The sequence below is a fragment of the Streptomyces sp. IBSBF 3136 genome, from assembly GCF_036815105.1.
Lineage (GTDB): Bacteria > Actinomycetota > Actinomycetes > Streptomycetales > Streptomycetaceae > Streptomyces.
The window spans coordinates 1-11851 of the sequence record NZ_JAJSZC010000239.1 but is presented as its reverse complement, the minus strand read 5'-3'; the positions used below and the strand labels follow the sequence as shown (position 1 = coordinate 11851).

Genomic DNA, 11851 nt, shown 5'->3' with positions numbered 1-11851 from the left:
CTCCTCGACACCCCCGCCCGGCCCACCGGTCCCGTGGACATCCGGCTCGTCGTCACCGACATGGACGGCACCCTGCTGGACGACGCCAAGCGGATACCGGACGGGCTCTGGCCGATGCTCGCCGAACTGCGCCGGCGCGGGGTGCTGTTCAGCCCGGCCAGCGGCCGCCAGTACGCCACCTTGGCCCGGCAGTTCGCCGAGGTCGCCGAGGGCATGGTGTTCATCGCGGAGAACGGCACCTACGTGGTCCGCGACGGCGTGGAGCTGAGCTCCGACCCGCTGGAGCGCTCCGTCGCCGCGGGCGTCGCCCGCACGGTACGGCGGCTGGCCGCGGACGGTGTCGACGTGGGCGCCGTGGTCTGCGGCAAGCGGTCGGCCTACGTCGAGCGGGCCGACGAGGCGTTCCTGGCGGAGGTGCGCAAATACTACGTGGAGCACCGGGTCGTCGAGGACGTCACCGCCGTCGAGGACGAGGTGATCAAGGTGGCGCTGTTCGACTTCGGGCCCGTCGAGCGGACCACCGCCCCGGCCCTGGAGGCGTTCGCCGCCACCCACCAGGTCGTCGTCTCCGGCGAGCACTGGGTCGACGTCATGAACCGCACCGCGAACAAGGGCGCCGCGCTGCGCGGGCTCCAGCGCGAGCTGGGCATCACGCCCGCGCAGACGATGGTGTTCGGGGACTACCTCAACGACCTGGAGATGCTGGACGCCGCCGACTGGTCGTTCGCCATGTCCAACGCCCACCCGGAGGTCGTCCGCCGGGCCCGCCACCTCGCCCCGTCCAACAACGACAACGGCGTGCTGCGCACCGTCTCCCGGGTCGTCGGGATACCGCTGTAGGTCACCGGGCCGGCTTCACGCCCACCGCGCCGTACAGCGAGACCGGCTCGGTGGGGTCCGGGTCCTCCTCGGGCCGCCAGTGCGCCACCGACACGATGCCCGGCTCCAGCAGGTCCAGGCCCTCGAAGAAGGCGCCCACCTCGCCGTGCGAGCGGGCCACCAGGGTGACCCCGCCCGCCGCGTAGGCGGCGATGCCCCGGCGGACGTTCTCCGGCTCGAAGTCGGCCGTCATCGTCGACAGCACCAGACAGCTCCCCGGTGCCAGCGCGTCGACCAGCGTCGCCACCAGGTCGTGGGCGCCGTCCTGGTCGGCGACGAAGTGCAGCAGGGCGATGAGGGACAGGGCGACCGGCCGGTCGAGGTCCAGCACGCCGGCGGCCCGGTCCAGGATGGCGCGCGGGTCGCGGGCGTCGGCCTGGACGTACTCGGTCACGCCCTCGGGGGTGCCGCGCAGCAGCGCGGACGCGTGGGCCAGCACGATCGGGTCGTTGTCGACGTAGACCACGCGGGCGTCGGGCGTCACCGACTGCGCGATCTGGTGCAGGTTGGGCTCGGTGGGGATGCCGGTGCCGATGTCCAGGAACTGGCGGACGCCCTGGGCGGCCAGCGCCCGGGTGGCCCGGCGCATGAACGCCCGGTTGGCCAGGGCGGCGCGCGGCGCGCCGCCGTCGATCGCCGCGATGCGGCGGCCGAGTTCCTCGTCGACGGGGTAGTTGTCCTTGCCGCCGAGGAACCAGTCGTACACCCGCGCGGGATGCGGGCGGGTGGTGTCGATCTCCTGGGCGGCCGGTCCGGTCCCCGTCACGTGTCGCTCCTCCGCTCGGCCGTCCCCGTGGTCGTCGGGGGCGTGCGAGCAGTCTGACACGATCACGCGGCGTGCCGGAGGCACTCCTCGGCCAGGTCCGGCCCGCCTCAACACGGAGGCGGGCGGGGCGCTTTGGCGTCCGCGGCGGGGACGGGCGGCCCGCCCGTCCCCGTGCGGGCTACGGCTTGAGCGGGTCGTGTCCCAGGGTCATCAGCCGGTGCCGGAGCCGGGTGTCCTCGTCCGTCCTCTCCGGCAGGGGCTCGTTCTCCATGTCCACCAGGTCACCGACCGTGTCGACGACCTTGTACATCACGCGGACGTCGTCGTCGGTGAGGTCGGTGCGGCGCTTCTGGAGGATGGCCAGGACGTGCTGCCCGGTGGGAGAACCGGCCTCCTCCGGCAGCGGCTCGGTCTCCTCGGCCGCGTCCCGGACCCGGAGCCAGGCCGCCAGCTCCTGAGAGGTCATGTTCACCACGCGGTGGAAGTCCTCCCACAGCGCGTCGAGTTCGAGTGCGTCGGCCACGGGGTTTGCCTCTCCGTGCGGGGTCTGGTGTGCGTCTGCGTGCCGCGGGCGGCGTCAGCCGGCGTCGCCGGTCCGGTTCTCCGCCTCGAACATCCAGCGGTGCTTCTCCAGGTCGGCGGTGATGGAGATCAGCAGGTCCTGGGTGACCGGATCGGCCTCCTCGGTGACCGTGATCCGCTCGCGCAGGCGGCGGATCGCCGTCTCCAGCGCCGACACCGTCAGCTCCACCACCTCGGTGTCGCGCAGCCAGCCGCTCTTCGCGCCGGGCAGGGCGAAGGTGGCGGCGACGGTCTCGGGCCGGCCGTCCGGCGGCACGCCCAGCGCGGCGGCGCGCTCGGCGACCGTGTCGGAGTGGGCGCGGGCCGTCTCGACCACCTCGTCCAGCTGGAGGTGGATCGACCGGAAGCGCGGGCCCACGATGTTCCAGTGCGCCTGCTTCCCGACGAGCGACAGCCCGAGCAGGTCCACCAGGGTCTCCTGCAGGGCGGTACCGGTGACGCCGAGCGCCTCCTCGGACAGCGTGCTCCTCACCACGGTCATGGTGCGTACGTTCCCTTCCGTCATCCGACTTGCGTCCGGTGACGCGGGTGCCCGGCGGGTCGCCGGGCAAACGTCGCTGATCAGCCGGGCAGTACCCGGTCCAGGAAGCCGATCACCTCGGCGTGGACGGCCGCCCGGTCCGTCTCGTGGAACACCTCGTGCCGCGCCCCCGCGAAGATCCGCTCCGTCGCCCGGCCGCCGGCGAGGCGCTCCACCCCGATCCGGCTGCCCGGCAGCGGCACCAGCCGGTCGTCGTCCCCGTGCAGCCACAGCAGCGGCAGCGCGCCGATGTCGCCGCCCTCGGCGACCGCCTGGAGGGTCCGCACGAACGCCCGGAGCGTCGGGCGCTTCATGGGGCCGTGCCAGACCAGCGGGTCGGCGGCGTAGGCGGCGCCCACGGCGGGGTCGCGGGAGAGCGCGGCCGGGCTGATCGGGGTGTCCGGGATCTCGTCCAGGGCGAGCAGCCGCCCGGGCAGCTCCCAGACGCCGATCACCGGCCCGGACAGGATCAGCGCGCTCAGTTCGGCGCCGTACCGCTGGGCGTAGCGGGCCGCGATCAGGCCGCCCATGGAGTGCCCGACCATGACGAGCGGCAGGCCCGGGTGCGCGGCGCGGGCCAGGTCGGCCACCCGGTGCACGTCCCCGACCACGTCCTCGAAGTCCTCGATCACCACCCGCTCGCCGGCCGACCGGCCGTGCCCGACGTGGTCGGGTCCGTAGACGGCCGCGCCGTGGCGGTTGAGCACGCCCGCCAGTTCGTCGTACCGGCCCGCGTGCTCCCCGTACCCGTGCACGACGACGACCAGCAGGTTCGGCGCCGGGTGCGGCCACTCCCGCACGGCGATCCGGTCGAGGAGGTACTCGCGGACCTCGGTCATCTCTCCTCCAGCGGTGGCGGGGAAGGTACCCGGGGATCTTCCCAGGGAGCCGGTCGGCGGTCTATAGTCCAAAACTAGCAGTGCTAATTAAGTCGTGCTGTCACACCAGCCTAGGTTTCGTGCTGATCCACAGCGTCGTCGGTCAGGAGTCCATGCCGTGCGTCCCGTCCACTTCGCGGCCGCCCGCCGCACCCCCATCGGCAAGCTCCGCGGAGCCCTGTCCGGCGTACGGCCCGACGACCTCGCGGCGACCGTGATCCGCCACCTGGTGGCCGAGGTGCCCGCGCTCGACCCGGCCCGCGTCGACGACGTCTACTGGGGTGCCGCCAACCAGGCCGGCGAGGACAACCGCAACGTCGCCCGCATGGCCGCGCTGCTGGCCGGCCTGCCCGAGTCGGTGCCCGGCGCCACCGTCAACCGGCTGTGCGCCTCCGGTCTCGAGGCGGTCACCACCGCGGCCCGCACGATCGCCGCCGGCGAGGCCGACATCGTGATCGCGGGCGGCTCGGAGTCCATGAGCCGCGCCCCCTTCGTGCTGCCCCGCCCCGACGAGGCCCTGCCGCACCGCATCGAGACCGTCGACACCCGGCTCGGCTGGCGCCTGGTCAACCCCGCCATGAAGGACCTGCACGGCCTGCTCTCCATGGGGGAGACGGCCGAGGAGGTCGCCGAGCGGTACGGCATCTCCCGTGACCGGCAGGACGAGTTCGCCCTGCGCAGTCACCAACGGGCGGCCGCCGCCCGCAAGAACGGCCACTTCGACGACGAACTGCTGCCCGTCGAACGCCCCGACGGCATCACGGTCGAACAGGACGAGTGCGTCCGCGAGGACACCTCCCTGGAGAAGCTGTCCCGCCTCAAGCCGGTGTTCCGCGCGGGCGGCACGGTCACCGCGGGCAACGCCTCACCGATGAACGACGGCGCGGCCGGGCTTTTGCTGGTCAGCGAGGAGGCCCTGAACGAGCTGGGCCTCGAGTCCCTCGGCCGGTACGTCGCCGGCGCCTCGGCCGGCGTCCACCCGGACGTCATGGGCATCGGCCCGGTCCCCGCCACCCGCAAGGCGCTCGCCCGGGCCGGCTGGGACGTCTCCGACCTCCAGGAGGCCGAGTTCAACGAGGCCTTCGCCGCCCAGGCGCTCGCCTGCGTCGACCAGCTCGGCGTCGACCCCGACCTGGTCAACCCCAGCGGCGGCGCCATCGCCCTGGGCCACCCTCTCGGCTGCTCCGGCGCCCGCATCCTGACCACCCTGCTGCACCGGATGCGCCGCACGGGCGCCGGGCGCGGCCTGGCGACCATGTGCGTCGGCGTCGGCCAGGGCAGCGCGGTACTGGTCGAGAGGCACTAGGGCCTGTTGCGAAAGTGGCCTCGTCGCCCGGAGGGCGGCCGCGCGGCGTTCGGTGCGTGCTCTCGGCGTGCCGCCCGGAAGTCCTCGTACTGGGCGTACTCGGGCTTTCGGGCGGTGCGCCGAGAGTGCGTGCCGGGCGTCGCGCGGCAGAGGACCACTTTCGCAACAGGCCCTAGCCGCACATCGACGGGGGCCCGGCAACGGGATTCGGTACACGAGCCGCAGCAAGAAACGGAGCACCACCCCATGGCCACCCTGTCCGTCGCCGCCGTACTCGCCGAGAACGCCCGGCGCCGCCCCCACAAGACGGCCCTCGTCGAAGGCGATCTGCGGCTCTCCTTCGAGCAGGTCTGGCAGCGCTCCCTGGCCCAGGCCGGCGCGCTCACCGGCCTCGGCGTGCGGCCCGGCGACCGGGTCGCACTGATGGCGCCCAACACCGCGGAGTTCCCGGTCGCCTACTACGCGATCGCGGCCGCGGGCGCGGTCGTCGTCCCCGTCCACCTGCTCCTGACGCCCCCCGAGGTGGAGCACGTCCTGAAGGACAGCGGCGCCACCCTGCTCCTCGTGCACCCGCAACAGGCGCCCACGGGCCGGGCCGCCGCGCAGGCCCTCGGGGTCCGTGTGGTCGAGCTGGGCGACGAACTCGACCGGCTCGCGGCCGACGCCCGGCCGCTGCCCACGTACGTCACCCGCGCCGCCGACGACCCGGCGGTCGTCTTCTACACCAGCGGCACCACCGGCGTCCCCAAGGGCGCCGTGCTCAGCCACTTCAACCTGGTCATGAACGCCACCGTCAACGCCTTCGACGCCAACGACATCCGCGCCGACGACATCGCGCTCGGCGCGCTCCCGCTCTTCCACGCCTTCGGCCAGACCGTCTCGCTCAACTCCACCTGGCGGGCGGGCGCCACCCTCGTCCTGCTGCCCCGCTTCGACGCGGCCCGCGCCATCGAGCTGATGGTGAAGGAGGGCGTCAACACCTTCCACGGGGTGCCGACCATGTTCGTGGCCCTCGCGGCCGCCGCCGGGGCCGCCGACGCCCTTCCCGAGCTGCGCGTGTGCGTCTCCGGCGGGGCCTCGCTGCCGGTGGCCGTCCTGGAGCGGTTCGAGGCCGCGTTCGGCGCGACCGTCTACGAGGGCTACGGACTGTCGGAGACCTCCCCGACGGCCACCGTCAACCAGCCCGTCTTCGGCACCCGGGCCGGCACCATCGGTCACCCGCTGTGGGGCATCGACGTGGAGATCGCCCGCGCCGATGCCGAGGACCGCGTCGAACTGCTGCCGACCGGCGAGCTGGGGGAGGTGGTCATCCGCGGCCACAACGTCTTCTCCGGCTACCTCGGCCGCCCCGAGGCCACCGCCGAGGCCCTGGTCGACGGCTGGTTCCGCACCGGGGACCTCGGCACCAAGGACGAGGAGGGCTTCCTCCGGATCGTCGACCGCAAGAAGGACGTCATCATCCGCGGCGGCTACAACGTCTACCCGCGCGAGGTCGAGGAGGTCCTGGCCCGGCACCCGCAGATCGCCCAGGTCGCCGTCATCGGCCTGCCCGACGAACTGCACGGCGAGGAGGTGTGCGCCGTCGTCGTCCCCGCCGAGGGCACGGTCCCGGACGCCGCCGCCCTCACCGAGTGGTCCAAGCAGCAGCTGGGCCGGCACAAGTACCCGCGACGCGTGGAGTTCACCGACGCGCTGCCGCTCGGGCCGAGCATGAAGGTGCTCAAGCGAGAACTCCGGGCGCGATACGCCGGAGACTGAGCCGGGCACCGGGACTGGCCCACCGCTGAGCCCGGTGGCGGCGCGGCCCCGCGTGGCTGGGCGCCCGGCATCGGGATCGTCCGAGGCCGAGTTCGGCAGCAGCACCGCCGGGTGGGTGAGCCCGGCGGCGCCGCGCCCCGTGCGGCTGGGCCTGGCATGGGGACCGGTCCGCGGGTGGGCCGGCATCGGAACCGGCCCACCGCCGAGCCCGGTGGCGGAACGGCCCCGCGGGTGTGCCCGGCCGTGGCACGACCCGCCCGGGTGGGCCCGGCACCGGGACGGCCCCGCCGCCGAGCGCCGCACCGGAGCCGCCCCGCCGCCGAGCCCCGCACCGGACCCGCCCCGCGGCTGGGCCCGTTCCGCGGGACGGACCCGTGGCGGCCGGATGCGTGCGCATAGCATCGGCCTCCGCATGAACACGATGACGCTCTGGCACATATCCGGCTGGGAGTTCGCCGCCCTGGCCTTCGCGGCGCTGCTCGTCGGCTTCTCCAAGACCGCTGTCAGCGGTGCCAACACGGTCAGCCTGGCGATCTTCGCGGCGGTCCTGCCGGCCCGCGCCTCCACCGGCGTGCTGCTGCCCGTCCTGATCGCGGGCGACGTCCTGGCCGTCCTCACCTACCGGCGGCACGCCCACTGGCCCACCCTGTGGCGGCTGTTCCCGGCGGTGGCGGCGGGCGTGGTCCTCGGCACGCTGTTCCTGCTGTGGGCCGACGACGGTGTGGTGCGCACCTCGATCGGTGCCATCCTGCTGCTCATGGCCGGGGTCACGATCAGGCGGCGGCGCCGGGCCGCGGCGCCCGACCAGCCGGACGAGCCGGACGAGCCGGACACGGTCACCACCCGGACCGGCCGGATCAAGGCACGCTCCTACGGCGTCCTCGGCGGGTTCACCACGATGGTCGCCAACGCGGGCGGCCCCGTGATGTCGATGTATCTCCTTTCCGCGGGCTTCCGCAAACTCGGCTTCCTCGGCACGTCGGCCTTCTTCTTCCTCATCGTCAACGTGTCCAAGGTGCCCTTCAGCGCCGGACTCGGCCTGATCGACGGCCGCTCCCTGCTCCTGGACGCCGCGCTCCTGGTGTTCGTCGTGCCCGGTGCGCTGCTCGGCGGCTGGGCCGTGCACCGCATCGAGCAGCGGCTGTTCGAGCGGCTGGTGATCGCCGCGACCGTCGTGGGCGGCGTGCAACTGCTGCTCCGCTAGCCGGCAGCCGCCCGGCGGCTCACCCGGGCAGCGGACCGGCCGGTACGACCTCGTACGCTCACCCCATGTCCCCGCACGTGCTGATCCTCGGCGGCACCACCGAGGCCCGCCGCCTCGCCGCCGACCTCGCGGCCCGCCCGGGCTTCCGGGTGACCACCTCGCTCGCGGGCCGGGTCGCCCGCCCGGCGGCCCTGGCGGGCGAGGTACGGACCGGCGGCTTCGGCGGCGCCGAAGGCCTCGCGGACTGGCTGCGCGCGCACCACGTGGACGCGCTGGTCGACGCCACCCATCCGTTCGCCGAGTCGATCACCGCGAACGCGGTCCGCGCCGCCGCGGTCACCGGGGTCCCGGCGGTCGTCCTGCGCCGCCCCGGCTGGCGGCCGGGCCCCGGCGACCGGTGGCACGAGGTCGCCTCCACGGCCGCGGCGGCCGAGGCGGTGTCCCGGCTCAGCCCGGGCAGCCGGGTCCTCCTCACCACCGGCCGCCTCGGCCTCGCCGCCTTCGCCCGTCTGACGGAGCAGCACTTCGTCACGCGCTCCGTCGAACCGCCGGCGCCGCCCCTGCCGCCGCACACCGAAGTGGTCCTGGCACGCGGCCCGTTCACCGTCGCCGAGGAGAGTGAACTGCTGCGCGCCCACCGCGTCGACATCGTCGTGACCAAGGACAGCGGCGGTGCGGCCACGGCCGCGAAGCTGACCGCCGCCCGGGCTCTCGGGCTGCCCGTGATCGTCGTACGCCGGCCCCCGCTGCCGGACGGGGTGACCGCGGTGCCGGACGTGGCGGGCGTGCTCGACCGGCTGGGCTTCGGCGGCTGAGCCCCCGGCGCCCCGCCGCCGTGCCGGTCAGCCCTCGCCTGAACCCGGGTTCCTGCGCAGCAGATACGTGTCCATGATCCACCCCTTGCGCTCCCGCGCCTCGGCCCGCAGCCGCTCGATCCGCGGACCGGCCTCGGCGAGCGGCCCGGACACGAGGATCTCGTCCGGTGTGCCGAGGTACGCGCCCCAGTAGATGTCGATGTCGTCCCCGGCGTACTTCCGGAAGGCCTGGTGCGCGTCCAGCATCACGACGACGTCGTCCACCCCCTCCGGGAAACCCTCCGCCAGCCGCCGGCCCGTGGTGATCTGCACCGGCCGCGCCACCCGGTTCAGCCCCGTGCGGTGCCGGGCGACCAGCGAGGAGACACTGCTGATGCCGGGCACCACGTCGTACTCGAACTCCACCGCGCCGCGCCCCAGCACCTCCTCCAGGATTCCCAGCGTGCTGTCGTACAGCGACGGGTCCCCCCACACCAGGAAGGCCCCGGTGCCGTTCTCGTCCAGCTCCCCGGCGATCAGCCGCTCGTAGATCTCCGCGCGTGCGCTGCGCCAGTCCTCCACGGCCGGCGAGTACGAGGCACCGCCCGCCGCGCGGTCCCGCTCCGGGTCACGGACCTCGGCCACCCGGTACCCGCCCCCGGGCAGGTGCGCGTCCAGCATGTCCCGGCGGAGCTGGGTCAGATCACTCTTCACCTCGCCCTTGTCGAGCAGGAAGAACACGTCCGTGCTCCGCAGCGCCTTGACCGCCTGCAGGGTGAGCTGGTCGGGGTCGCCCGCACCGATACCGATGACATGAATCTTTCGCACGCCCCGAGTCTGCCGTATGCCTCCGGCCGCGGGTGCGGCGCCTCCGCCCGCCCCGCGCCCGCTCAGAAGCCGAGCCGGGGCGCCTCGGCCGCCGCGTCGACGGGACCCGCACCCCGCTCCACCCGCCCGGCCAGCTCCCGCGCCCACACGACGAGCCCGGCGACCCCGATCCCGTGGGGCCGGTCCTCCCCGGTGGCGGCCGACCACTCCTCGACCGCACCCGCGCCGCGCCGCAGCAGCCGCGCCCCGCCGGTGGCGTTGCCGCGGGCCGCGTGCGTGAGGCCCACCGCGAGCTGGGCCAGCCCGCGCCACAGCGCGCGCTCCTCACCGGGACCCGACTTCCACGCGTCCTCGAACACCTCGTGGGCGTGGAACGGCTTCCCCGCCTCCAGCAGCGCCTGCGCCTCCACGACCGTCTCCCGCGGGGTCCGCACGACCCCTTCCGGCTGCCGCGCGACCCCTTCCGTCCCGTACGGCAGCGGTCGCCCCAACCCGTCCCGCGGCCGGGCGTTGCGCGCCCGCCCCTCCGGGTCCCGGTCCCGGCGGCCCGTCGTCCCGCCCGTGCCGTCGCCCCTGCCGTCACCCGTCCCAACCGTGTCGCCCATACGACCGATTGTCCCCGCCCCGCCCCGAACCCTCTTCGGCGCACCCCCGCGCGTGGGGTAAAGTGCTGTTCGCGCGATCACGCGGGTCACCGTGAGTGAGCGCATCGGGACGTGGCGCAGCTTGGTAGCGCACTTGACTGGGGGTCAAGGGGTCGCAGGTTCAAATCCTGTCGTCCCGACTTGTGAGAGTCGCGGGTGAGAGGCCGTCTCCGGGAGACCGGGGCGGCCTTTTCGCGTATGCACCGGCGTTCGCGGTGTTCCCGGCGTCCCGGGTGATCCCCGCTGTGCCGGTGGCGCCGCCGGTGCCCGGTTCCGCGGAGTCGGCTGCCCGGTCCCGTGCGGACGGCCATCCCCCACGTCTCACTCACGCCCGCCCCGGTCGTGTCGGTCAGACCCGGCCGCGGCGCCGGCCCGCCAGGACCGCGTAGACGATGATGCCCGCGAACAGGAACAGCACACCCTGGTACACCGCCGTGTAGCCGGCGCCCGCGACGAGCCAGATCGAGAAGCCGGCCGCGACCGCCGTGACCACCGAGTCCCGGGCGAGCCGCGCCCGGTCGACGGCCTCGCGTCGGCCGGCGGCGAGGTGGAACACCTGTGCGGCGGTGGCCAGCAGGTAGGGCACGGTCGCGGTGAACGTGGTGACGAGGACGAGCACCTCGAAGACCTTCGCCGAGCCGGACGCGTAGTTGTAGACGGTGAGCAGCGAGGCGAGGACGACGGTGACGCCGACGCCGACGGTCGGCACGCCCCGCCGCCTGCGGGCGAAGGCGGCCGGGAACAGGCCGTCCCGCGCGGCGGCGTAGGGGGTCTGGGCGCTCAGCAGTGTCCAGCCGTTGAGGCAGCCGGTCATCGACACCAGCGCGGCGAGCGCGACGGCCCAGCCGCCCCAGCCGCCGCCGAACATGGCGTCGACCGCGTCCGAGAAGGGCGCGGTGGACCTGACCAGACGGTCGTGCGGGACCGTGCCGAAGACGGACAGGGTGCCCAGCAGGTACACCAGCGCGGCGCCCGCGGTGCCGATGACGGTGGCGCGGCCCACGTTGCGGCGGGCGTTCCTGACCTCGCCGGCGCTGACGGCGGCGGACTCCACGCCGAGGTAGGAGAAGAGCAACAGGGCGGCGGCGGCGGACACCGCGCCGACGGGGCTGTGGCCGGTGGCGTTGAACGCGCCGAGGTTCGCCGGGTCGAAGAAGAAGAGACCGCCGACCGCGACGAGCAGCAGCGGGACGAACTTCAGCACGGTGGAGACGAGCTGGACCGCTCCGACGTAGCGGGTGCCGGCGAAGTTGGCGAGGGCGGGCAGCCACTGCAGCGCCAGCGCGGCCAGGCACGCGGTCCAGCGGTGGCCGTTCACCGGGATCAGCACGTCGAGGTAGCCGACGGCGGCGACGGCGAGCGCGGCGTTCGACACCCAGGTGGTGATCCAGTACGCCCAGGCGGCGAGGAAGCCGGCGAAGTCGCCGAATGCCTCGCGGGCGTAGACGTAGGGGCCGCCGGTGCGCGGGTCGCGTTCGGCGAGCCGGCCGAAGACCAGGGCGAGCGCGATGGCGCCGACGGTCAGGACGCCGAAGGCGACCAGGCTGACCGTGCCGTAGGGGGCGACGGAGGCCGGGAGCAGGAAGATGCCGCCGCCGATGATGTTGCCCATGACCAGGGCGGTGGCGACGGGCAGCCCGAAGCGGCGGGCATGCCTGCCGGTGTCGCCGTCGGGGGCGGGGGTCTTGGGGG

12 protein-coding genes and 1 tRNA gene are annotated in these 11851 nt (G+C 74.2%); 6 read left to right on the top strand and 7 right to left on the bottom strand.

Annotation, left to right across the window (positions count from 1 at the left end; translation table 11 throughout):
- The first annotated feature begins 33 nt into the window (after positions 1-33).
- Positions 34-840, top strand: coding sequence for a Cof-type HAD-IIB family hydrolase (locus V7E45_RS34020; protein WP_333778103.1), 807 nt, complete (start codon positions 34-36; stop codon positions 838-840).
- Between the two features lies 1 nt (position 841).
- Here V7E45_RS34020 and V7E45_RS34015 read toward each other — a convergent pair whose 3' ends face one another.
- From V7E45_RS34015 to V7E45_RS34000, 4 genes are all read right to left on the bottom strand, one after another.
- On the bottom strand, positions 842-1645 hold the full coding sequence (locus V7E45_RS34015) for an SAM-dependent methyltransferase (RefSeq protein WP_333778102.1): 804 nt from the start codon (positions 1643-1645) through the stop codon (positions 842-844).
- Between the two features lie 178 nt (positions 1646-1823).
- Positions 1824-2168 carry a DUF3140 domain-containing protein gene (locus V7E45_RS34010; protein WP_333778101.1) on the bottom strand — a complete coding sequence of 115 codons (345 nt, stop codon included), beginning with the start codon at positions 2166-2168 and terminating at the stop codon, positions 1824-1826.
- A gap of 54 nt (positions 2169-2222) precedes the next feature.
- A complete protein-coding gene (locus V7E45_RS34005; RefSeq protein ID WP_333778100.1) occupies positions 2223-2708 on the bottom strand; it encodes a Dps family protein in 486 nt (161 codons plus the stop codon).
- A gap of 80 nt (positions 2709-2788) precedes the next feature.
- On the bottom strand, positions 2789-3586 hold the full coding sequence (locus tag V7E45_RS34000; RefSeq protein ID WP_333778099.1) for an alpha/beta hydrolase: 798 nt from the start codon (positions 3584-3586) through the stop codon (positions 2789-2791).
- Positions 3587-3743: 157 nt separating this feature from the next.
- On the opposite strand from V7E45_RS34000, the gene V7E45_RS33995 reads away from it, so the two are divergent.
- The 4 genes from V7E45_RS33995 to V7E45_RS33980 all read left to right on the top strand — a co-directional run bounded on the left by V7E45_RS33995 (position 3744) and on the right by V7E45_RS33980 (position 8708).
- On the top strand, positions 3744-4931 hold the full coding sequence (locus tag V7E45_RS33995) for a thiolase family protein (RefSeq protein WP_333778098.1): 1188 nt from the start codon (positions 3744-3746) through the stop codon (positions 4929-4931).
- A 246-nt stretch (positions 4932-5177) separates the two neighbouring features.
- The gene (locus V7E45_RS33990; RefSeq protein ID WP_333778097.1) at positions 5178-6689 is read left to right on the top strand and encodes a long-chain-fatty-acid--CoA ligase; all 1512 of its coding nucleotides are present in this window, start codon (positions 5178-5180) and stop codon (positions 6687-6689) included.
- A 412-nt stretch (positions 6690-7101) separates the two neighbouring features.
- Positions 7102-7893, top strand: a complete 792-nt coding sequence (locus V7E45_RS33985) for a sulfite exporter TauE/SafE family protein (protein WP_333778096.1) — start codon at positions 7102-7104, stop codon at positions 7891-7893.
- A gap of 65 nt (positions 7894-7958) precedes the next feature.
- Entirely contained in the window at positions 7959-8708 is a 750-nt protein-coding gene (locus V7E45_RS33980) for a cobalt-precorrin-6A reductase (RefSeq protein WP_333778095.1), read from the top strand.
- 27 nt (positions 8709-8735) lie between these two features.
- On the opposite strand, the gene cobF is transcribed toward V7E45_RS33980, so the two are convergent.
- Together cobF and V7E45_RS33970 are read right to left on the bottom strand one after the other, a co-directional pair.
- On the bottom strand, positions 8736-9515 hold the full coding sequence (gene cobF, locus V7E45_RS33975) for a precorrin-6A synthase (deacetylating) (RefSeq protein WP_333778094.1): 780 nt from the start codon (positions 9513-9515) through the stop codon (positions 8736-8738).
- A 62-nt stretch (positions 9516-9577) separates the two neighbouring features.
- Positions 9578-10120, bottom strand: a complete 543-nt coding sequence (locus V7E45_RS33970) for a DUF309 domain-containing protein (RefSeq protein WP_333778093.1) — start codon at positions 10118-10120, stop codon at positions 9578-9580.
- A 105-nt stretch (positions 10121-10225) separates the two neighbouring features.
- On the opposite strand from V7E45_RS33970, the gene V7E45_RS33965 reads away from it, so the two are divergent.
- A tRNA-Pro gene (locus V7E45_RS33965) sits at positions 10226-10299 on the top strand.
- A 209-nt stretch (positions 10300-10508) separates the two neighbouring features.
- On the opposite strand, the gene V7E45_RS33960 is transcribed toward V7E45_RS33965, so the two are convergent.
- Positions 10509-11851: amino acid permease (locus V7E45_RS33960; protein WP_333778092.1), on the bottom strand; the 1343-nt coding region annotated here is incomplete at its 5' end.

What these genes read in the sequence shown, in the direction of transcription:
- V7E45_RS34005 (WP_333778100.1), bottom strand. Translation starts at nt 2,708, where the DNA reads ATGACCGTGGTGAGGAGCACGCTGTCCGAGGAGGCGCTCGGCGTCACC.
- V7E45_RS34000 (WP_333778099.1), bottom strand. Translation starts at nt 3,586, where the DNA reads ATGACCGAGGTCCGCGAGTACCTCCTCGACCGGATCGCCGTGCGGGAG.
- V7E45_RS33990 (WP_333778097.1), top strand. Translation starts at nt 5,178, where the DNA reads ATGGCCACCCTGTCCGTCGCCGCCGTACTCGCCGAGAACGCCCGGCGC.
- V7E45_RS33985 (WP_333778096.1), top strand. Translation starts at nt 7,102, where the DNA reads ATGAACACGATGACGCTCTGGCACATATCCGGCTGGGAGTTCGCCGCC.
- V7E45_RS33980 (WP_333778095.1), top strand. Translation starts at nt 7,959, where the DNA reads ATGTCCCCGCACGTGCTGATCCTCGGCGGCACCACCGAGGCCCGCCGC.
- V7E45_RS33970 (WP_333778093.1), bottom strand. Translation starts at nt 10,120, where the DNA reads ATGGGCGACACGGTTGGGACGGGTGACGGCAGGGGCGACGGCACGGGC.